Annotated in this window: 19 protein-coding genes and 1 pseudogene; 9 read left to right on the plus strand and 11 right to left on the minus strand. The window is 54.3% G+C overall.

All coding sequences use genetic code 11. The annotated features are described in order from the left end of the window. Positions 1-48: 48 nt before the first annotated feature. The 3 genes and pseudogenes from D5269_RS19010 to D5269_RS08260 all read left to right on the plus strand — a co-directional run bounded on the left by D5269_RS19010 (position 49) and on the right by D5269_RS08260 (position 4,299). Entirely contained in the window at positions 49-1,410 is a 1,362-nt protein-coding gene (locus D5269_RS19010) for a recombinase family protein (RefSeq protein WP_120484952.1), read from the plus strand. A 12-nt stretch (positions 1,411-1,422) separates the two neighbouring features. Next, positions 1,423-3,417, plus strand: a pseudogene (feoB, locus tag D5269_RS08255) (ferrous iron transport protein B); the annotation flags it as partial. A 114-nt stretch (positions 3,418-3,531) separates the two neighbouring features. Further along, complete coding sequence (locus D5269_RS08260; protein WP_120484954.1) at positions 3,532-4,299, plus strand: hypothetical protein; 768 nt, start codon at positions 3,532-3,534, stop codon at positions 4,297-4,299. A gap of 580 nt (positions 4,300-4,879) precedes the next feature. On the opposite strand, the gene D5269_RS08270 is transcribed toward D5269_RS08260, so the two are convergent. The 5 genes from D5269_RS08270 to D5269_RS08290 form a co-directional block, all read right to left on the minus strand. Further along, on the minus strand, positions 4,880-5,602 hold the full coding sequence (locus tag D5269_RS08270; protein ID WP_243126735.1) for a YoaK family protein: 723 nt from the start codon (positions 5,600-5,602) through the stop codon (positions 4,880-4,882). A gap of 161 nt (positions 5,603-5,763) precedes the next feature. Next, positions 5,764-5,985: a hypothetical protein gene (locus tag D5269_RS08275; protein WP_016315211.1), complete on the minus strand. Its 222-nt coding sequence runs from the start codon at positions 5,983-5,985 to the stop codon at positions 5,764-5,766. A gap of 350 nt (positions 5,986-6,335) precedes the next feature. Then, positions 6,336-8,720, minus strand: a complete 2,385-nt coding sequence (locus D5269_RS08280) for a UvrD-helicase domain-containing protein (protein ID WP_120484955.1) — start codon at positions 8,718-8,720, stop codon at positions 6,336-6,338. Positions 8,721-9,002: 282 nt separating this feature from the next. Beyond that, the gene (locus tag D5269_RS08285) at positions 9,003-10,181 is read right to left on the minus strand and encodes a sodium ion-translocating decarboxylase subunit beta (RefSeq protein WP_016315209.1); all 1,179 of its coding nucleotides are present in this window, start codon (positions 10,179-10,181) and stop codon (positions 9,003-9,005) included. A 36-nt stretch (positions 10,182-10,217) separates the two neighbouring features. Continuing rightward, the gene (locus tag D5269_RS08290; protein ID WP_016315208.1) at positions 10,218-10,658 is read right to left on the minus strand and encodes an OadG family transporter subunit; all 441 of its coding nucleotides are present in this window, start codon (positions 10,656-10,658) and stop codon (positions 10,218-10,220) included. A gap of 225 nt (positions 10,659-10,883) precedes the next feature. Here D5269_RS08290 and D5269_RS08295 point away from each other — a divergent pair, with 225 nt between their 5' ends. After that, complete coding sequence (locus D5269_RS08295; RefSeq protein WP_120484956.1) at positions 10,884-12,071, plus strand: S8 family serine peptidase; 1,188 nt, start codon at positions 10,884-10,886, stop codon at positions 12,069-12,071. A gap of 75 nt (positions 12,072-12,146) precedes the next feature. Here D5269_RS08295 and D5269_RS08300 read toward each other — a convergent pair whose 3' ends face one another. Beyond that, on the minus strand, positions 12,147-13,307 hold the full coding sequence (locus D5269_RS08300; RefSeq protein ID WP_120484957.1) for a serine hydrolase: 1,161 nt from the start codon (positions 13,305-13,307) through the stop codon (positions 12,147-12,149). A gap of 32 nt (positions 13,308-13,339) precedes the next feature. Next, positions 13,340-14,293 carry a transglutaminase-like domain-containing protein gene (locus D5269_RS08305; RefSeq protein ID WP_120484958.1) on the minus strand — a complete coding sequence of 318 codons (954 nt, stop codon included), beginning with the start codon at positions 14,291-14,293 and terminating at the stop codon, positions 13,340-13,342. Between the two features lie 297 nt (positions 14,294-14,590). On the opposite strand from D5269_RS08305, the gene D5269_RS08310 reads away from it, so the two are divergent. Both D5269_RS08310 and D5269_RS08315 read left to right on the plus strand, forming a co-directional pair. Further along, a complete protein-coding gene (locus tag D5269_RS08310; protein WP_120484965.1) occupies positions 14,591-15,058 on the plus strand; it encodes a GNAT family N-acetyltransferase in 468 nt (155 codons plus the stop codon). Positions 15,059-15,243: 185 nt separating this feature from the next. Next, positions 15,244-16,098 (plus strand): hypothetical protein, encoded by an 855-nt coding sequence (locus D5269_RS08315; protein ID WP_016315203.1) that lies wholly within the window; start codon positions 15,244-15,246, stop codon positions 16,096-16,098. 209 nt (positions 16,099-16,307) lie between these two features. Here the strand turns inward: D5269_RS08315 and D5269_RS08320 are convergent, their stop codons facing one another. Beyond that, complete coding sequence (locus tag D5269_RS08320; protein ID WP_016315202.1) at positions 16,308-16,487, minus strand: hypothetical protein; 180 nt, start codon at positions 16,485-16,487, stop codon at positions 16,308-16,310. 519 nt (positions 16,488-17,006) lie between these two features. On the opposite strand from D5269_RS08320, the gene D5269_RS08325 reads away from it, so the two are divergent. Genes D5269_RS08325 through D5269_RS08335 form a run of 3 tightly spaced genes read left to right on the plus strand, consistent with a single transcriptional unit; the run spans position 17,007 to position 20,690 of the window. Beyond that, positions 17,007-18,653 carry an HlyD family efflux transporter periplasmic adaptor subunit gene (locus D5269_RS08325; protein ID WP_120484960.1) on the plus strand — a complete coding sequence of 549 codons (1,647 nt, stop codon included), beginning with the start codon at positions 17,007-17,009 and terminating at the stop codon, positions 18,651-18,653. Between the two features lie 2 nt (positions 18,654-18,655). Further along, on the plus strand, positions 18,656-19,405 hold the full coding sequence (locus D5269_RS08330; protein WP_022788236.1) for an ABC transporter ATP-binding protein: 750 nt from the start codon (positions 18,656-18,658) through the stop codon (positions 19,403-19,405). Next, positions 19,398-20,690, plus strand: coding sequence for an ABC transporter permease (locus D5269_RS08335; protein WP_120484961.1), 1,293 nt, complete (start codon positions 19,398-19,400; stop codon positions 20,688-20,690). The genes D5269_RS08330 and D5269_RS08335 overlap by 8 nt, the downstream gene beginning before the upstream one ends. Positions 20,691-21,039: 349 nt before the next feature. On the opposite strand, the gene D5269_RS08340 is transcribed toward D5269_RS08335, so the two are convergent. From D5269_RS08340 to D5269_RS08350, 3 genes are all read right to left on the minus strand, one after another. Next, a complete protein-coding gene (locus D5269_RS08340) occupies positions 21,040-21,417 on the minus strand; it encodes a RidA family protein (RefSeq protein ID WP_120484962.1) in 378 nt (125 codons plus the stop codon). After that, a complete protein-coding gene (locus D5269_RS08345) occupies positions 21,417-21,812 on the minus strand; it encodes an amidohydrolase family protein (protein ID WP_120484963.1) in 396 nt (131 codons plus the stop codon). The genes D5269_RS08340 and D5269_RS08345 overlap by 1 nt, the downstream gene beginning before the upstream one ends. A 2-nt stretch (positions 21,813-21,814) precedes the next feature. Beyond that, positions 21,815-21,991: ATP-binding protein (locus tag D5269_RS08350; protein WP_158604915.1), on the minus strand; the 177-nt coding region annotated here is incomplete at its 5' end.

Raw genomic sequence — 21,991 nt, forward strand, 5'->3', positions numbered from 1 at the left:
TAGCGGTTTGACTGGGTTTGAAGTATTGTTTCAACTGGAGGTGGGCAAGTGGCACGTCCCAAAAAACGCATTGAGGATACCGGGATACAGCGGGCGGCGCTATATATCCGCGTCTCGACCGAAGAACAGGCAATGCACGGCCTGTCTCTTTCCGCCCAGCGTGAAACGCTGACCCGCTATGTGCAGGAGAATCGTTTGCGCCTAGTGGACATCTACGCCGATGAGGGCGTTACCGCCCGGAAAAAGTACCGCAACCGGATACAGTTTATGCGGATGCTGAAGGATGTGCAAGAGGATAAAATTGACCTGATCTTGTTTATCAAGCTGGACCGTTGGTTTCGCAATATTGCCGACTATTATGAGGTGCAGAAAATTCTGGATGCTCATAATGTCCGCTGGATCGCTACAGAGGAAGATTACGATACCACTACGGCCAACGGGCGTTTGCATCTTAACATCAAACTCTCCATCGCGCAGGACGAATCCGACCGTACCTCGGAGCGCATTAAATTTGTCTTTGACAGCAAGGTAAAGCGTGGGGAGGTCATCAGCGGAAAGGTGCCGCTGGGTTACCGGATCGCGGAAAAGCGTCTTTGCCTGGATGAGAACACAGCCCCTGTCGTCCGAGATATTTTCGACCGCTATCTAATTCTGCGTTCTATGCGGTCACTGCGGCAGTATATGATGGATCAGCATGGTCTTGTGTATTGTTACAGCGGCATCCGGGCCCTGCTCAGCAACGAACGCTATATAGGTCGTGCGCATGGACAGGATGATTTTTGCCCTCCATTGATTGACGCAAATATCTTTTCCCAAGTCCAGCAGCTAATGTCGGAACGAGCGCAGCGCAACAGTCATCTAAAGGCAAGTCAGGTCTATCTGTTTACCGGCCTTGTCTACTGTGCAGAATGTGGGAACCGTCTCAGCGCCCATACCGTTTCTCAAAAGTACATCTATTACCGCTGCACAAGATATGAAAAGCTGCACATGTGCAACCACAAAAAAAGAACGAGCGAACTCGTTCTTGAAGATTGGCTGCTACATAACCTGCTTCCACAATTCGCGCAGTACAATCTTGACCTGGAAACAAGGGCGACTCAGCCCCAGAAAAAAATTGACGAAGCCAAGATCAAGAATAAAATGGAAAAATTAAAAGATCTCTATCTCAATGACCTGATTGATCGTGATGTCTATGAGCGCGACTACACTGCCTTGCGGGATGAACTGCGAGCCGCCTCCGACACCATAGCAACACTCCCCCAGCCCGTTGATTTGGATGAATTGGCAAACACGTTGTCACTTTACTCCGAGTTATCCAAACAGCATAAGAAGGAATTTTGGACCCGCGTCATTGGCAAGATTATTATCACGAATGGAGATCATTTTTTTGTCACCCCAATTTCGCCATAATTATATTAACCAACAGGAAACTGGCCGGGCAAAACGGTGACAAACGCGCAGGGGCGATACCGGCGCGGCGGGCAGGACTATCTGCTGGTGGACCTGCCTGGAGCGTACTCTTTGCTGGCCCATTCGGCAGAAGAGGAAGTGGCGCGGGATTTCATCTGCTTCGAGGAGCCGGACGCAGTCATCGTGGTCTGCGACGCGACCTGCCTCGAGCGAAATCTGAATCTGGCGCTCCAAACACTGGAAGTCACACCGCGTGTGGTGCTCTGTGTCAATCTGCTGGATGAAGCAGGAAAAAAGCAGATCCAGATTGATCTTCCCCGGCTCTCCCGGCGGCTGGGGGTTCCGGTGATTGGAACGAGTGCGCGGAGCAGCAAAGGGTTGGAACAGCTCACCGGTGCGGTCGAACGGATATGCCGTAAGCCCCCGGACACAAAGCCGCTGCGCATGCGGTACCCAGAAGCGGTCGAGCGGGCGCTGGGGCTGTTGGTTCCGGTTCTGGAGCCGCTGAATCTCAAAAAACTCCCTGCCCGCTGGATTGCGGTCAAACTGCTTTCGGAGGATACACAGCTGCTTGCGTCGATCGACGCGTACTTAAAAATCCAGCTCCGAATGCATCCGGAAGTCCGGGACGCACTTGAGGAGGCACAAAGGCATCTGACCGAAGAGGGTATCGCGCCCGAAAAATTCCGGGATATGGTGGCGGCATCGGCTGTTCTGTTGGCCGAAGAGCTCTGCATGGATACCGTATCCTACCAGAAAGCCAGCTGTCACGACCGCGACCGGGCGCTTGACCGGCTGCTCACCAGCCGCGCTACCGGAATCCCAGTGATGCTCCTGCTGCTCGCCTTTGTTTTCTGGTTAACGATTGCTGGCGCGAACGTCCCCTCCCGCCTGCTCTCCGACCTGCTTTTCCAAGGACAGGGGATACTCGCGGAAGCGCTGTCCTGGGTGGGCGCCCCGCCCTGGCTGAACAGGATGCTTACGGATGGGGTCTATCGAACACTGGCGTGGGTGGTCTCGGTCATGCTGCCTCCCATGGCAATTTTTTTCCCGCTTTTTACTTTGTTGGAGGATTCCGGATATCTCCCCCGCATCGCCTTCAATCTTGACAAAGGCTTCCAACGGTGCCGCGCTTGCGGGAAACAGGCGCTCACCATGTGTATGGGATTTGGATGCAACGCTGCAGGGATCACCGGCGCCCGAATCATCGACTCGCCGCGCGAACGGCTGATCGCGATCATCACCAACAATTTCGTCCCCTGCAACGGACGGTTTCCCACCCTCATCTCGATTATCACAATGTTTTTCATCGGCAGCGCTTCCGGACTTGGAGCAAGCCTCCTTTCCGCCCTGCTGCTGACCGGCATCATCCTGCTTGGCGTGTTGATGACCTTTGCTGTCTCGTTTGTACTCTCCCAAACCATCCTCAAGGGGGTCCCCTCCTCCTTTACACTCGAGCTGCCCCCCTACCGGCGTCCGCAGATCGTCCAGGTGATTGTGCGGTCGATTTTTGACCGTACCCTGTTTGTTCTTGGGCGTGCAGCAGCGGTCGCTGCACCTGCTGGCCTGCTGATCTGGTGTATGGCCAATCTGACGGTCGGCGGACAGAGCCTTCTGGCACACTGCAGCGGATTCTTCGACCCGTTTGCCCGCCTGCTGGGGCTGGATGGAGTGATCCTGATGGCATTCATCCTAGGATTCCCAGCGAATGAAATCGTGGTACCGGTTATGTTGATGGCCTATCTTTCGACTGGGAGCCTAACCGAAATCAACGACCTGACACAACTGAAAACCCTGCTGACCAGCCAAGGCTGGACCTGGCTGACCGCTACCTGTACGATGCTGTTTTCCTTGCTGCACTGGCCCTGCTCGACAAGCTGCATGACCATCTATAAGGAAACCCACAGCATCCGGTGGACGCTGGTTTCGTTCTTGGTACCGACCGTGATCGGCATGGTGATCTGCGGTACAGTTGCGGGGGCGGCCCGCCTGTTCGCGCTGACGTGAATGGCAGACAGGGATTCTGCTACGTGCGGTTTAGTTTGGTACATTCAGGACGATTATTTATGTTAGAAAGATGTGGAACAGATGTTGTGTTGAACACAAAGGGAGGGTTGAGGAATGAAGGTTCAGTCCAGTATCCAGTATTATCCGCCCCGGATCTCGGTGAAGGAGCAGGAGAAAAAGACACAGAACCCTGTGTCGCTGTCCGCTGATGAGCAACAGAAAAACCTGCTTTCCCAGCTGAAAGAGCAGGAGGAGGCCCGGGAGAAATCGCAGGCACAGATGATGCAGGCCGCGATGGGCAAAAGCAGTGGTGGGAAAGTCTCAGTTTCCACCAGTTCACAGAACTCGGTCGGGGAGCTTGCCACCATGCTTGCGAATGCGCAGAGTACGATGGATGTCCAGCGGGTGATCTCCAAGGGAATGATGGCATTGGCGGGTTTGAAGATGGCGCAGCCGCTCGCGGAGGGCAAACAGAAGAATAAGATCACAGCACAGATCCGCCGGATTGAAAAACTGCTCAAGCGTTCGCGCAACAAGATCCGGCATCTGAACAAAGAGGCCGAACTGGAGCGGAAGCAGAAGAAGGCTGAGAAGGCACAGGAGGAGCAGAAAGCGCACGCCCAACGGGAAGAACTGAAAAGCCGCCGGAACAAGCGCCGGCGGGACGAGACGCGGTATGCTCAGAAGGAGGTTTCCAAAGACGCACAGGAGCGTCAGGAAGCCATGCTCGAAGGGATGGCCGGAGCAGTCGGAGGATCGTCCCCAGCGGTGGCTCCGGTTGCTGCTCCTGTGGCATCCGCCCCGGTTGCTGCCGAAGTTCCTGTTGGGGCGGATATGGCTGCGGCGGATGTCCCGGCCGTATCCATGGATATTTCTGTTTGACCCTTGCGCAGTCTCAGGGAACAGCTGCTCCTGGTATCTTTCATCCCTGAATGGGAGGTAAGAAGTACGGGACTACAAGCAGGAACATCTGGCACATGGGGAAACCGAACTGCATGGTGGTGTTCTGCCCGGCCAGCTTCCTTATCCGGAATGGCTTGCGCTCGTAGAACGCAACGCTGTCTTTGAGGCGGTCTCCCCCAGACGGGGGGCTTCCACCTTTTTTGCAGTGCGGCTTTCAAACCACCGGCTGATTGAAACGGTAAACATCCGGCACACCTTAAATGAGTATCTGCGGCAATATAGCGGCCATATTGGATACGGGGTGCGTCCCTGCGAGCGAGGCAAGGGGTATGCCGGACAGATTCTGCGGCTGTCATTGAAATTTGCCTGTTCGGTCGGCCTGCACCGTTTGATGCTCGTCTGCGACAAAAACAATCCTGCATCTGCGCGGACGATCCTTTCGAATGGCGGTATCCTGGAACGGGAATCTGCACATCCCAATGGAGAACCGATACAGATCTACTGGATGAAAAGACAGACAGCCCGCTCTAATCCGGAGCGGGCTGCTTTTCTATCCCAATCAGCGGGAATTCCTGAACGACATCATTCCGAAGGCAAGCAGGAGAAATCCACAACAGATCAACACCGCGTGTCCGGCGAACAAGCGGCAGCAGAAGGTACCAAGCGCTGCCCCGCCGATAAATGACAGGATGATCCCGCAGTAATGCAGGCTCTCAGTACGCCGGGAAGGGTCGCCAGTGGTCCAGAATAGGTAAAACCGCTCGGCGGCTGAGCGCAGGTTCCCGGTGCACATGGTGGTTGCAGCAGCGTTTCCCAGAATCTTACGGAATCCCTCGACCTGCATGGCACAGAGCAATGAGATCATAATGTTGGCGGCAGAGTCCCAGCTCCCGAGCGGCAGAAAGGCAACAATGACCAGAAGTACCATCTCCACTGCAACCACAAGCTGGCGCCAATGGATGGCCTGGCAGTTTTGAAACCGGGATCTGATCCACTCGGTCAGCAGAACCCCGCAGAGGAACGCCAGAATCGGCAGCAGGTAGTAGGAAGCCTTGAGGAACTCCCCTTGGGCGGCAGAAAGCCCAAGCAGAACGATATTACCGGTCTGTGCATTGGCAAATACGTGCCCGCGCAGCAGATAGGTGTAAGCATCCAGAAATCCGCCCACCACAGCGAGCAGAACTCCCACCGTGAGCGAATCCGACATCTGTTTTTGTTTCAGTTTTTGTCCCATAAGACGTTGTAGAATGAAGCCTGTCCCACAAGGGGGCGGTTTTTTCATTCTTTCTCCTTTCTTCAAAAACAGGATATAGCGGGGGCCGCCACCCATACCGTTCAGAGACATCCCTGAAATTGGGAGCTGATGGATGCCAGTCTAAAAAATACAGCAAACATGCCGCGGGCAGAAATTTCTGCCCACGGCAAACAGAAGAGAGTCCCCCTTTATCCTGCGCGCTCCATATCATGGTAGCAGCGCTGCATCGTCATGGCCTCCTGGCCCAGACGCGCAGTCTCCATGTCCAGCCGGATCAGCTTGTCCGATGTATACGGCACCTTACCGGCGATCAGGCGTTTCATCTGTTTGCGATTGCGGTCAATTTTTCTCCAGTTCCCTTCGATTCGACAAGCAATCAGCCATAATACCAATTTCTTCAATTTCCGCATTCCTATATACCTCCTATACATGCAACCTTTTTATATTCGCCAAAAACATGAAAAAACCGGTTATTTCCATGTGACAAGCTTCACCCTGTCTGCATTTTGACTTAGAAGTCAAACCAAAGCCTCTTTCTTCCTCAACATTTCGTTTCTTCCACAGCATTCGCGACGGGACCATGGACCTAAAAATCGTTTCTTCTGAAGCTGTTTGCTTCTGTCTGAAGGCCTCTTGCATGTTTATTATATACAAGAGCGGTGTCATCTCTTGTCGAAAAAACGGACTATTCTATATTTTTCTCGCTACATCCCTAAAATTCGAGGTTCATTTTCCCTAAAAAGCTCGAATTTTGCAATATTTAAGATTCTTTATACAATCTGGCAAATTTGGCCATCAATTTTTTGGTGCCAACGCTTCCAAATGCGACCTCCAGCAGATGGTCATTTCCCATCGGCGTGACCGAAAGAACCGTCCCCTCTCCAAAAACCTTGTGGCTGACCCGGTCACCCGTACGGTAGGAAATCTCAGGTTGATTCTCCTGCTGGGAACGGGGCATACCGCCTCCAATCCCGATCAGCTTATCGGTCGGATTGACCCGCTGCCTGCGAACGGTGGGCTGTTTCTGCGGTGCCGCCTGCCGCTGCAAAACCGCATCGGTCAGCTGGGTCAGCTCCCCGGGGACTTCGGCCAAAAAACGGGACGGACGGTTCCGCATTGTCTGCCCAAACAGCATCCGTTGTGCAGCGGTTGAAAGATAGAGCCGCTTTTTTGCCCGGGTGAGTGAAACGTATGCGAGCCGCCGTTCCTCCTCGATTTGGGCCGGATCGAACATCGACTGCACACCTGGGAAGATTCCTTCCTCGATCCCCGCAACAAACACATGGTCAAATTCCAGCCCTTTTGCCGAGTGCATCGTCATCAGCACCACATTGTCCGCAGTCGGATCGAACTTGTCGATATCGGTATAAAGCGAGATTTCCTCGAGAAAACCGGCCAGAGTCGGCTCTGTGTTCTCCTCTTCATATCGGTTCATGGTGGACTTCAGTTCCTCGATGTTCTCAAGACGGGTCTGTCCTTCAAATCCTTCCGCTTGAAGCATCCGCAGATAGCCGGTATCCTCGAGCAGGGTGTCAAGCAGTTCTCCCAAGGGGCAGGTGTCCGCCAGCTCCATTAGACGATGGATCATCTGCCCGAACTGCATCAGATCGGATGCCCGGCGCGCGAGCGGTTCATATGTATCCGCATGGTCCACCACCTCAAATGCCGATTTTCCCGATTCGGCGGCAAGTTCGAGCACCATGTTTACAGTCCCGTCACCAATCTTTCGTTTCGGCTCGTTGATGATCCGGCGCAGACGCAGGGTATCCGCCGGATTGTGGATCAGGCTGAGATAGGCGACAATATCTTTGATCTCCTTACGCTCATAAAACCGTACGCCGCCGATAATCCGATACGGGATGCCCGCTTTGACCATCCCCCGCTCCAGCATCTGCGCCTGCGCATTCATCCGGTAAAGAACCACATGGTCGGCATAATGCGCCCCATTTTTGACATTCTCGGAAATCCGGTCACAGATATGCTGCGCCTCTCCGTTTTCGTCTATTGCCCGGTAAACGTCGATCGGCTCGCCGGTTCCGTTCTCTGTCCAGAGGGTTTTGCCCTTACGTTCGGTGTTGTTCTCGATCACCGCGTTTGCCGCATCTAGGATGGTGCTGGTACACCGGTAGTTCTGTTCCAGACGGATTACTCGTGCGCCCGGGAAGGTGTCCTCAAACTGTAGGATATTTTCGATCGTCGCTCCCCGGAACTTGTAAATACTCTGGTCATCATCGCCTACCACGCAGAGATTTCCGCTGTGGGACGAAAGCAACCGCACCAGCTCAAACTGGGCACGATTGGTGTCCTGGTATTCGTCTACCATCAGATAGCGGAACCGGTTGCGGTAATGCTCCAGCACCTCGGGAAACTGCTGGAAGAGCTGGACAGTCAGCATGATGATGTCATCGAAATCCACCGCATTTGCTGCCCGCAGCTGCTGCTGATAGATTCGATAGACCTTAGAAGCCACCTGAAGCCGGAAGTCCTCCCCTGCCGAATCCGCAAAATCTTCCGGCGTTTTCAGCTCATCCTTGGCGCGCCCGATCGTCGAAAGAACCCCCTTCGCGGAGAATTTTTTCTCATCCAGATTCAGTTCCTTGAGTGCGGCCTTGACCAGTCGCACCGAATCATCAGTGTCATAGATCGTGAAGCTGCTCGAGTAGCCCAGACGGTCGATTTCGCGGCGGAGGATGCGCATACAGGCCGAGTGGAAGGTCGAAGCGTTTACCTCATCCGCGAGCGAGCCAAGCATCGCGGAGAGCCGCTCCCGCAGCTCCCCCGCAGCCTTATTCGTGAACGTGATCGCCAGAATGTTCCAAGGCATGACCGCTCGGTTCTTAATCAGCGAGAAAGCCCGCTCCATCTCCCAGTTTTCTCCTGCTGCATATTCCTCCAGAAAGGACACATCCTCCTCGGTGATCCCCTCGGGCATCCAATCGCTATGATAGGCGTTCCCAAACTGCACCATATTTGCAATTCGGTTGATGATAACGGTGGTTTTGCCGCTTCCCGCCCCCGCGAGGATCAGAACTGGCCCATCCACCGCAAAGACCGCCTCCCGCTGCCTGTCGTTCATCCGTTTGAAAAAGTCGTCTATGATCTCCTTTTTGACTTTGATATATCGCGCTTTTAACTGTAAATCCATTCTCTTTCCCTTCCAAGCTGCATCTAAATTTTAAAGCCTGTTTTCTGCCTTTCTTTCAAAATGCTTCCGCACCTGAAAAGCCCCCGCTTATCGTCCAAACGTGCTTCACCAGTGAGCCGTATTTTACGCCCAGCTTGCAGAACGGTTGCGTTCAAAATGTTTCGCTGCGGCTCGCAGTAGAAACTACGATTTTGCAAAGCAGGTCCCTGTCAAAGTCCACGCAAGAAAACACGCCGCGGATGCATTCTGCATCCGCGGCATCGTCTTTTTTTACAGGACAGATTATTTCAAAACCGCAAGCAGGACGCCGGCAGCAACTGCCGAACCGATAACACCCGCAACATTCGGACCCATTGCATGCATGAGCAGGAAGTTGGTGGGGTTCTCCGCCTGGCCGACCTTCTGAGAAACACGCGCTGCCATCGGAACCGCAGAAACACCAGCCGAACCGATCAGCGGGTTGATCTTGCCGCCCGAGAGGACGCACATCAGTTTGCCGAGCAGGACACCGCCCGCAGTACCGCACGCAAACGCACAGAGGCCCATTGCGACAATGCCCAGCGTTTTCAGGTTCAGGAAGCTGGCGGCGTTCGCAGTCGCACCGACGGTGACGCCGAGGAAGATGGTGACAATATTCATCAGCTCATTCTGGGCCGTTTTGGAAAGACGATCGGTGACGCCCGACTCTTTAAACAGGTTGCCCAGCATGAGCATACCGATCAGCGGGGTGGTATCCGGAACCAGGAAGGAAACGACCATCGTAACCAGGACCGGGAAAATCAGCTTCTCGATCTTGGAAACCGGACGGAGCTGCTCCATCTTGATCATACGCTCTTCTTTGGTGGTCAGCGCCTTCATGATCGGCGGCTGGATGATCGGGACAAGCGCCATATAGGAATATGCTGCAACCGCAATCGAACCAAGGAGATGCGGGGCAAGCTGTGTTGTCGTGAAGATCGCAGTCGGACCATCCGCACCGCCGATGATACCGATCGAACCGGCTTCCGCAGGTGTAAACCCGATGCAGAGCGCGCCAAAGAACGCGAGGAAGATACCGAGCTGCGCCGCCGCACCCATCAGGAAGCTCTTGGGGTTTGCAATCAGCGGACCAAAGTCGGTCATACAGCCGACGCCGAGGAAGATCAGCGGCGGGTAGATGCCCAGCTTGACGCCCAGATAGAGATAATCGAGCAGACCGCCTGTCTCAGCGAGCAGCGACCAGTCGATATGCCCTGTTTCGTTGATAAAGATCAGGGTATGATAAAGGTTTGCGTTGGGGATATTGGTCAGAAACATACCGAATGCAATCGGCAGAAGGAGAAGCGGCTCAAATCCGCGGCCGATCGCAAGATACATCAGTACAAACGAGACGAGAATCATGAGCGCCTGCCCAAACGACAAGCTGGTAAAGCCGCAGTTTTGGATCAGCGTGCCTACAGAATCCAGAAAAATTGCAAACATGTTGTCAGTCCTTTCAACAAATTCATTCAAGATTGATTAAAACGGCTGCGTATTCTGCATCAGACCCGCCTGTGCCCATGCGGGACGCCCACCCTTTACCTGCTGGTGCTGGGGAGCTGTGCCAACAACCGGAGCCGCATTCTGAATGCTTTGCAGGACATACCCACCGGATTCTCCTGCACCCATCGCCTCAACTGCCGCCGCAATGACTGCCACAATCTCATCGCCGATCCCGTCTTCCACAACTGGGACTGGCGCTGCCTTGGGTGCCGGAGCAGCGGGGGCAGAGGGAGCTGCCGCCTTTGGGGCCGGAGCTGGCGCCGCTTTGGGCGGCTCGGACGGTTTGGGCTTATTCGATGCCGCTGAAAAGAACCTTCCAAACAGGGCGACAATCCCCCAAAGCCCGACCAGCGCAGTGAATACGACTACGAGTCCGGTAAAGATTACCGCACCTGCCAGGGTAAAATCGATGCTCATAATCATTCTCCTTACCTTTATAAAGTTATACGAACAAAAATCGAAACTACGCTTAGTATACTATATTCTCTTGGTTTTTGCAATCGGTTTTGTGCCAACTTATGAAAAAATCTTAACAAACTTTTCACGGAACCGCAAAAAACGCCGCATATCCTTGCATTTCCCGACAAATCGCTGTATACTTGGTTTGCCAAAAAATTTTTATTCTTTTAGGAAGGGATTTTCATGAAAAAAATGCTTTGCCTGCTCTGCACAGCCCTAGCGGCCCTAAATACAGGATGCAGCAGCCCCGGCTCCGCTCCAGACCTCTGCCGCGAACCGCCTGCCGCTGATTTCACCCAGATGTTCGGTGCGCTCGATGCGCTGCCCGAAGCATGGGACGACGGTACCCGTGACCTGCGCAGCACCGATCTGCGGTCGGCGGACCTCTCCGGGGAGCTGGACGCACTCCTCCTTTCGGACTTTGACAGCCAAACACTTTGGCCGGACACTCTGCCGGACGGGTTCGACCCTGCTGCTGTGATGGAACAGGGCAAAAACCCGGGGTTGGGGGTGCGCGCCCTGCATGAAAAAGGGATCACCGGGAAAGGAGTCGGAATCGCGATCATTGACCAGACCCTTCTGACCGGGCACCAAGAGTATGCCGACCGGCTGCGCTGCTACCGGGAATATGGGCCGGTCTCCTCAAGGGCAGGTGCACAGATGCATGGGGCGGCGGTCGCTTCGATCGCGGCCGGGAAAACGGTTGGGGTCGCGCCGGACGCCCTGCTCTATTTTTTTGCGTGTGACAGTTCCTCCGAGGATGGAGAACCCGACCTCACCCTGCGCGCGCAAACGGTCGATGATATCATCGCCCTGAACAACACGCTTCCGGCTGGGGAGAAAATCCGTGTGATTTCGATGTCACGTGGTTGGATGCCGGATACCCGGGGTGCTGCCGAGATGCAGGCCGCAGTAAAACGTGCACAGGAAGCGGGGATCGCATTTGTCTACGTGGCGGATAATGACCCGCTGCTGCCGTTTATGGGAAGCGGCCGCCTTCCACTTGCCGACCCGGAGGCCCCTTCCAGCGTGCGTCCGGGCATGTTCTGGGAACCGTATCTCTTTGAAGAAGATGCCCAGGACTACAGCGGCCAACTGCTGATCCCGATGGACCGCCGCGCCACTGCCTCCCCCACCGGTGAACAGGACTATGTTTTCTATAACAACGGCGGCATGAGTTGGGCGGTTCCGTATGTTGCGGGGCTGTATGCGCTCGCCTGCCAGGCACAGCCCGGCATCACCTTTGAGCTGTTTGTACAGGCACTGCAAGAGACTTCACGTCCCGCCACACTGGAGCGGGACGGTAAAACCTATTCGTTTGGAAAAACCATCGACCCTGCGGCGATGATCGAACAGGTGTCCGTATCCTAAGAAATCCCGTTCCTCTATAATAAAAAACCTCGCCGCTGGCGAGGTTTTTTTGCAGGCTGAACACTTATACTCACTTTAAGTGCTGCTATATCCCTGACAGGCGAGCAGGACATATCTGGTGAAGTAATCGCGGGAAGCATAGCTGCTTTGTGGGCCGGGGCTGGCAATCACTGTCACAAGATTCAAAGAGGGCACAACAAAAATATACTGCCTCCATGCACCAAAAGCATAATAAGTGTCCGTATTCCCGAAAGAACGAATCCACCACTGGTAACCGTAGGCCCCTGTTCCGTCACCGGCGCCGTTGTTTTTGACGGTGGTGGATTCTGTCACCCAGTCTGCCGGAACGAGCTGCTGACCATTCCAGATTCCGCCATCCAAAAAGAGCTGGCCGAACTTTGCCGCATCCCGGGCAGACATGATCAGTCCATTTCCACCATCGGCGATCCCCTGCGGATCGGTCCCCCAGATAACGCTCTCCATCCCCATGGGGTCAAACAGCTTCTCTCTGGCATAATCAGCCAGACCCTTGCCGGTAACCCTCTCCAAAACAGCTGCCAGCAGATGGGTGTTGCCGGTGCTGTAATTGAATACGGTTCCGGGGGCGTAGACCAGTCGACGGCCTAAAATATAGTCCACCCAGTTATCCGCCGAACGGAATTCCCCCCAGTTGCTGTAGCTTCCGCCCCACTCATACCATTCCAGCCCTGAAGTATGGGTCAGCAGATGCCGCAGGGTAATCTGCTGCTTTCCCTCGTCCTCCAGCTCCAATACCTGGGGAAGATAGTCAGAGAGCAGATCGTCCACACTGCCAATATAGCCTTCCTCCATGGCGATCCCAAACAGAGCACTGGTCACTGACTTGGAGGCGGAATGAAAGGCATAGGCGCTGTCCTCGTTATCCCCTTCCTGGTAGAATTCATCGACAATAACCCCATCTTTTGCTGTCAGCACCGTGTAGACCGGCGCCCCTGTCAGGGCTATGTGCATCTGCTCCAATAAGGCAGGGTCCATGCCGTGGTTTTCCGGTGCATCAAACTGCCAGCGATTGTCTGGTTCTGGCTCCGGCGGCGGTTCCGGGCTGGACTCCGGTTCCCGAGCCGCTGCCGGTTCAGAGGCTATGGAGGTGCTCTCTGCGGACGGCGTGTCGGACGCATCGGAGGAGACTGGGGAAGAATGAGCGCAGCCTGACAGCAGGAGCGCCACTGCCATTAGAGCGGCAAAAAATGATTTCATGACAAAAGGTTCCTTCCTTTCACTCTGGTTATTTATCCCTCATCCGCTGGTCCGTAGCCCTCAAGTCCAAAGACCGGCGGGAGCGCGTTCAGCTCCATTTCCGGCAAAGGCCCGTTTTCTGCCTCCCAGGCAGCTATTTCAGCGGCGACTCTCTGGCGCAGAGTTTCCATGTCCGGCGCAGGGGAATCCGCAATAGGGAGTCTTTGTGGCGTGGGATAGTCCAAGGGACAGGAGGGAGCCGGAAAGGACTCCGCGATCTCCCGGTTCTGTTCCGCCGTCAATACACCGGCAGCTATGAGATTTTGCTCCCAGTGGTGGGAGGCAGCCATCGTCCTGTCCCCCCGAAGGAAGTATCTATAGCCTACCGAACCGCGACGGGAAATCGCGTCCTCCAACTGGCTGTCCAGATGGTACCACACCCCGTCAACTTTCACCAGCGTCCAGGCATGATCCACCGGATTTCCCTCTGCGGAATAGGTAAGCCCCGGCATATATGCGGCCTCCAGCCCCATCTCCCGCAGCAGCAGCGTGAGTGCGGCGGCATAGTCCTCGCACATTCCTACTCCAAACCGCAGCGGACCAATCGCCCGCTGCTCTATAAAAGGGATCGCTTCTGCCCCGCCGCCATGAACACGCCAGAGTTCAAGACCTATCGGTTCCCCTATCGACACATGGGTTATCAGGTAGTCGAAAGCTGCTTTTGCCTTCTCATATTCACCCATTCCCGGAGTGGAAAGCTCCGCTGCGATATCTGCTGTCAGCCCTTTCACATAGGGATGCAGCTGGGATACTCCTGCTTCTTCGGATTTCTCCGGTTCCCCCGCAGGCTCGGCAGGAGGCGAAACCACGCGCAGGATGGCATGTCCGTCCATGCTGTCCGGGGGCAGACCGCCGGAGCTTGGCACATCCTCCGGGCCGGTGCATCCGGTTGACAGAATGGAACCGAGCAAAAGGACTGCGAGAAAACCCTTGATTCGCTGTTTCATATGGCGGATTCTCCTGTCTGCTGTAGAATGAGGCCCTTTATCAGAGTACACCTTGGAGTCTGCTCGAAGTCAAGACCGGAATCGTAAACCTCCAGTAAAGATTCCATGAAAAAAAGATGAACAGAGCAATCTGCTTCCAGGTCAGCAGTCCAATCCGCTTCTACAGCGTGTCTCTCCGCAGTCCGGGCTTGCAGGTTTACGCTGTATACATTATAATAGGCCATATAACAAACCTGCAACATGCAGGAAAATCCAGATGAACGACTGACAGGAGAGATGATTTTGGGACAGGAAAATATGACATTCCGTTTTGCACAAAAAGAAGACGCTGCGCTGATCCTGCATTTTATCCGGGAGCTGGCGAAATATGAAAAGCGACCGGACCAGGTCTTTGCGACCGAAGAGATGATTACCGAATGGCTGTTTGAAAAAGAGCGGGCCGAGGCATTCTTTCTCGTTGTGGATGGAAAAGAGATCGGTTATGCGCTCTTTTTCCATAATTTCTCGACCTTCTCCGGTCGAGGAGGCATCTACCTTGAGGATTTGTATGTCGATCCAGACTTCCGGGGGCGCGGATATGGCAAAGCATCCCTCCAGCAGCTCGCGCGGATCGCGTCTGAGCGAGGCTGCAACCGGATGGAATGGACCTGTCTGGACTGGAACAAGCCCAGCCTGGACTTTTACCAGTCACTCGGTGCGCATCCCAAAGAGGGCTGTGTCGCCTTCCGTCTGGAAGGGGATGCGCTCAACAAGCTAGCCGAATAGGGACGGATAAAACATGTTGAAAAACCATCTCCAGCCTCCTGGTTTAGTCAAAAACAGGACATAAGACTGGTGCCTCTGATCCTAAAATTCAAGGCTTCCCTGTATGGAAGCCCTCTTGAGATTATCCCGCAAACAGAGTATAATAGTATCATAAAGAAGATAGTAATCTGCGGGGAGGGATTCTGATGTTGGAGAAAAAACGGGGATGGGCACTGATACTGTCTGTGGCGATCATGCTCTGCACAGTGTCTGTTTTCCTGTCGTCTGACGTATATGCACGCCGTGACAGTGGGTATGATCGTCCGAGTTACACGATTTCGTCTTTTTGGGAGCGGGTGATCGACCGGATTGCGGACGCCAGCCGCGGCGACCACATCCAGATAAACGCCGGGACGCGCACCACAATGCCCGCTGACGTGCTGCGGGAGATGAAGTACAGCGGGACGACCCTCTCGATCAAGCGGTCGGGCAAGTCCACGATCGTGATTCGTTCCTACGAGATCGGGCGGATTCCGAACAGTAAGAATTATTACACCCTTAGCTCGCTGGCAGCGGTCTACAGGACGGTGGGGACTGGCACGACCAGCCGCGCCTCCTCTTCGTCTTCGTCACAGGAGTTTGAATATCCCGAGTTCGAGTATCCCGAATATGAATATCCCAGCGCCGCACAGAGTCCCAGATATGCTGTACCGGTACAGACGCCAAGCGTGAGTGCTCCCTCCAGTTCGAGCAGCTTGACAGAGTCCAGCTCCTCCTCTTCTATACCGGAGAGCAGTTCTGAACCGGCCTCCTCTTCTGAATCCGAAGCTTCTTCAAGCAGCTCCGAACCAGACCCGGAACCGGTACCCCCACCTGATCCGGAGCCACCCAGCACGCCCGACCAGCCCGCTGCACCAGCGGTGACCGTAAACGGCCTGGTTCAGAATCCCCTTGCGCCGCTAACCTTTCTCTTCCTCCTGCTTTCGGTGATGTCCACTTCCGGACTGATTGCGGCAGTGGCAACTTTCCTGCTCTGGAAAAGGCGTAGGCGGGTCTATTGATCCCAAAAACAGAAATTTAGATGGATTTCATAAAATCTTCACATTCTCTTGACTTTTTTTGGTTCTTCTGTTACCATATGAGATAGGAAGAGAGTGGCAGAGGGCGAAACGCCCATGAAAATGCTTATCTTCATATCCTCACCCCCCTATTGAGGAGCGGGCTGTAAACAGTTTCGTTTGCAGCCCGCTTCTCATCTTTTGGAGAACCGTTACCGTTCTTCCTCAATCTTGATCTTATCCCGCGCAAATTCCAGTGCCATCCCGATCACCTCGTTGCGGCTCCGATTGGTCTGCTGCGCAAGGCGGTCGTAAAAATCGACCAAAGATTTGTCAATGCGGATGCTGAACATGACCGGTTCGGTGCGTTTGGAGATTTTCAGTTCGTCCATCTTTGCCACCTCAAAATTCAACGGTTTTCTACTTAATATTATGACTAAAATTCAGTAGAATAAAATGTCTAATTTTGTTTTGTTTATTAGTTGAATTTTAAACTAAAATTGATATATAATAAGCATCGATAAACATGGAGTCGTCCTGTCTGCATCCAGAAATGCCCATTTTTAACTCGATCTTTACGGCCTGCAAGCCGGTTTTTAACCGTGTTATCCGGCCCGCAGGGTACTAGCGCCTCTCTATTACATCCCCAAGCACCGTCCACATGTCTTGGGTAAATGCCACCTTGTTCTCAGATGAAAAACTGTCCACGCATTCTTACAAAACTCGATCAAAAAAATTTCTTTTTTTGAAGTTTTTATGTGGGATGGCTCGTTTAGTTCTATGGAGCCAAAAAAAGAAACGGTTTTTTGAAAAAATACTTGCATTTTCAGTGGTTATGTGTTATATTTTTCTGTATTAAGCAGAATAGTACACTTGATACAAAAATCCATACATAGCAAGGAGCGGAAACGATGAATGAAACGACGGATAAGCTGGACTATCAGGAAGTGGTACCTGTCGAGACGCAGGCGGCGGTCACTGCAAGCCAACAGCAGGAGATCGCGCGGTTTACCCGAAAAAAGCCGAAGAAGAAAAAGATCATCATTGGTGCGGTCGTCATCGCGGCGGTCGCCATTGGCGGCGCGAAGATCCTTCTGGCGAAGCCACCGGTCCCGGCGGTGACCACCGTGGGCCTCGAGCGGCGCGAACTGGTGAACCAGGTCGGCGTTTCGGGGGTGGTTGAGAGCGCGCAGGGGATGCAGGTCTATTCAACCGTCTCAAGCACTGTCAATACCGTCAACGTCAAGGTGGGGGACCGGGTCAGCGAGGGGGATGTCCTTGCCCAGCTCGATACCACCGATCTCGAACTGGATATTGCACAGCAGCAGTCCAGCATCTATAAACAGGCACAGCTTGGCCAGCTTGAGCTGGAAGCGGCGCAGCGGGAACGGGACTATCTCGACAGCGACCTCCAGGAGGATATGGACAGCCAGCTGGTGTCGGCCGAGCACGCGCTTGATGCGGCGCAGCGGGAACTGAATGATGCGCGGCGCGATCTCAAAGACAACAAGGACGACATCGACTTTGCGGAAGAGGTCCTTCTTGATCTCGAGCGCAAGCGGGACCGCGCCGAGGATGCGCTCAAAAAGGTGGAAAAGGAACTGAAAAAGGCCCAGCAGAACGGTACCGTGACCCCTGAACTGGAACAGCGGGTTGAAACTGCGCGGGATAATTACATGAAAGCGGCGACCGAGTACCACGAAGAGGACACCAGCTTCGATGGGGACTACAGCATGTACACCAAGCTCTATCGCCAGGCGCGTACCGCATATGAGACAGCGCTCTCCAACTATGAGATCGCCAAACAGAACGCGGGACGCCGGCTGGAAAATTCGGAGGACGCAATCAGACGCGCCCGCCTGAGCGCCGACCAGAGCGCCGCACAATACACCCTCAAGCAGCTCCAGAACCGGCTGGAGGATTCAACCATCAAAGCACCGATTGCAGGGACTGTCACCGCTGTCTATGCAAAAGAGGGCGGCCAGGGCAGCGGGCTCCTGTTCGTGATCGAGAACACCGACGATCTCGTGGTCAAAACCAAGGTCAAAGAGTTCGACATCGGTTCGGTCAAGGAAGGGATGTCCGCAGTCATCAAGTCGGACGCCACCGGCGATGAGGAATTCGAAGGCCGCATCGAGCGGATCTCCCCTGCTGCCAACAAGAATGCTGCGGGAGAGGTGCAGTCGAGCGGCTCGGTCGAGTTCGACACCGACGTGGCACTCCTTTCCAAGGACAGCGGCCTGCGGGTAGGCATGAACGTCCGCCTGAATATCATCCTTGACCGCAAGGAGAACGTATTTGCGGTACCGTTCGAAGCAGTGATCACCGATCCGGAGGGGAAAGAGATCGTCTATGCAGCGCGTCCAAACGCGGAAGGAAAGCTGATCGCGACCGCAGTTCCGGTCACCAGCGGGATGGAAACTGACTTCTATCTCGAAGTAAGCGGTGAAGGATTGCAGGAAGGCGACCTCATTATTTCGGATGCTGCAAGCATCACCGATGGGATGGAAGTGCAGGATCTTTCGAGCGCCCTCAATGCGGCAGCTGCGGTGAAATAACCATGAGCGACACCAAGATGACGGTTGCCGGCCAGTCGACGGCAGCCAGGCGTCTGATTATTGACATGAAGGGAATCGTCAAGCGGTTCTATATCGGACAGCCAAATGAACTTGAGATTCTCAAGGGAATCGACTTACAGGTTTACAAAGGGGAGTTTGTCTCGATCGTCGGCGCGTCCGGCTCGGGCAAGTCCACACTGATGAATATTATCGGCGCGCTCGACCGCCCGACCTTCGGCAGCTACCAGCTCGACGGGGTCCCGATGGGCGAGGTACCCGACGACATGCTTTCCGAAATCCGCAACTACAAGATCGGATTTGTGTTCCAGACCTTCAATCTCATCCCCCGCACCTCTGCATTGAGCAATGTGGAACTGCCGATGCTCTATGCGGGTGTACCGCGCTCCCAGCGCACCGCCCGGGCCAAGGAGCTGCTGCGGCAGGTCGAGATGGAGGATCGGATGAAGCATCAGCCCAACGAGCTTTCGGGCGGGCAGAAACAGCGTGTGGCGATTGCGCGCGCGATGGCCAACGACCCGGCGATCATCCTCGCGGACGAACCGACCGGTGCGCTCGACTCTTCCACCGGGCGGCTGGTGATGGACCTGTTCCACCGCCTGCACCGGGAACAGGGCAAGACCATCGTACTCATCACCCATAACCCCGAACTGGCCGAGGAGACCGAGCGGATCATTACGATCAGCGACGGGCAGATCGTCGGGGTGAAGAAAGGGGGCGGCGTGCATGTTTAACTTTAAGGAAAACATCTCGCTTGCGGTCAACGGCCTGCGTTCCAATAAGATGCGCGCCCTGCTCACCATGCTCGGCATCATTATCGGCATCAGCTCGGTTATTACGATCGTCACTGTGGGCGATTCGATGACCAAATCGATCACCGATGTGTTCAACGATATGGGCGCGAACAGCGTCCAGCTCTATATTATCGACCGGCCGGACGAGAACGGCAACACCAACTGGTCCCGCCCGTATCAGGAGGAGGACTACATCTCGGACGAGATGATCGACCAGTTCTTGGAAGCGTTTGGCGACCGGGTCGCCTGCTGGGCGGTTTCGGAAAGTGTTGGATACGGACAGGCGATCAATGGGCACAATAAGGCAGAGGCCCGGATACAGGGAGTGAATGCCAACGCGCTCGGGATCAATAATATTGATATCATCGCGGGCCACGACCTGAATGAACGCGAGGTCAGCGGCGAAAAGAGCGTCGCGGTGATCTCGGACAAATTCGTGGAAGATCTGTTTCCGGGTCTCCCTGTCCACGAAGCGCTCGGAAAAGAGATCAAATTACAGCTTTCCCAGGGAACCTACACCTTCACCGTAGTCGGGGTGTATCAGTATGAGGTCAGCGGCATGGCAGCAATGATGGGCGCCGGCAGCGTCACGACAAATATCTTCATCCCGGTCGGCGTCGCCAAGGATATGTCGCGGGATACGGACAGCGTCACGAGTGTTTATGATGGCTATTATGCAATGCAGATCAAGGGGAACGAAACGGTCACCGACAGCAAAGCGTTCACCGAGGAGATCGACAACTATTTCAATAACAAGCTCTACCGCAGCAACAAATATGTAATGGTGCGCGCCGAGAGCATGGACAGCATGATCGGGGAGATGACCAGTTCGCTGGATATGATTAAGCTGGCGATCTCGATCATCGCGGCGATCTCGCTGCTGGTCGGCGGTATCGGCGTTATGAACATTATGCTTGTATCGGTGACCGAGCGTACCCGTGAGATTGGCACCCGGAAAGCACTCGGCGCAAAAAATATCGCCATCCGCGTCCAGTTCATCGTTGAGTCGATGATTATCTGCCTCTTCGGAGGGGTCATCGGCGTGATTCTGGGCACCACCTTGGGCAGACTCGGTTCCACCCTGCTCGGCGCTCCCGGTTGGCCATCGGTGAGCATCGTGTTGATCGCGGTTGGCTTCTCAATGGGGATCGGCGTATTTTTCGGGTACTACCCCGCCAACAAAGCCGCTAAACTCGATCCGATCGAGGCCCTGCGCTACGAATGATTCTCTGGATTTCCCAGGAAATCACAGACAGCACCCCAAAACACCCCCGGCATTTTGCCGGGGGTGTTTGCTTCTATCGCTGAACAGAGGCCAGGCAGGGCGCATATTGGTTGCCCGCTATTTTTCCAAGACGCTTTCTTTCATCGCTGTGCAGCCAGCCGGGTGATCACACCATCCATAAGGCACCCCCTATGCAGAACCAATATATGAGCGGGGCTGTACCACACCCGAAGGCGGCAAAAGTCGGGGCAATGCATGGTACTGTTTCATTCCATCAAAAAGGATTGCCAGAAATGCGGCAATCCTTTTTGAGAGTTTTATGGAAGGTTAAAGAGAATTTCATTTTGGCTCACAGAAACGCGACACACTCGACTTCAACCAGCCCGCCCAGCGGGAGTTTTGCTACCTGCACACAGGAGCGGGCAGGATACTGACCGTCGAAATAGGATTGATAGACCTCGTTGACTGTGGAAAAATCGTCCATATTGGTCAGGAAGATGGTGGTTTTCAAAATTTTTCTGTAATCGCTCCCCGCTTCCCTCAGAATCGCACCCAGATTTTTCATCGAGCAATGCGCCTGCTCTTCCACTGTGGTGGCGAGCTTTCCCTCAACCGGATTGATTCCCAGCTGTCCGGAGCAGTAAATGATATTTTCCAGCTTGGTTGCCTGTACATAAGGCCCTACCGCACCGGGTGCGTTCTTCGTTGCAACGACCTGTTTCTCCATTATTTCACAACCTCTTTCCCTTTCTTCTTCAGGACCACACCGTTGCGTGTGCCGGTATGTTTGCCGTCCTTCACAGCCAGCTCGCCGTTGACCATGACATGCACGATCCCTTCTGGATACTGGATCGGGTCGGTGAAGGTACCCTTATCAATGACGGTTTCCGGGTTGAAGATGCACAGGTCTGCGTAAGCGCCCTCCCGGATTTCTCCGCGGTCGGTCATATTGAAGGTCGTTGCCGGTTTTTTGGTCATCTTATAGATGGCCTCTTCCAGCGTCAGCGCTTTGTCCTCACGCACGTATTTTCCCAGAATGCGGGGGAATGCGCTGTCAACGCCAATTTGAAATTGTAAGAAAACGCCGAAGAAATTTTGTAGTTTTTCGGCGGGGGGTAACAAAACTAAGCGTTTCCTTGCTCAAAAAGAGTGTTCACGATTTGCTGTTTCTGACGCATAAATTCCTTGCGTTCTTTCAGGCGGTAAGACTCACCCTTGATGTTGATAACAGTGCAGTGATGCAGGACACGGTCCAGGATGGCGGAGGCGATGGTGACGTCGGCAAAGACCTCGTTCCACTG

It is taken from the genome of Anaerotruncus sp. 1XD42-93 (genome assembly GCF_009917605.1).
Classification (GTDB): domain Bacteria; phylum Bacillota; class Clostridia; order Oscillospirales; family Ruminococcaceae; genus Anaerotruncus.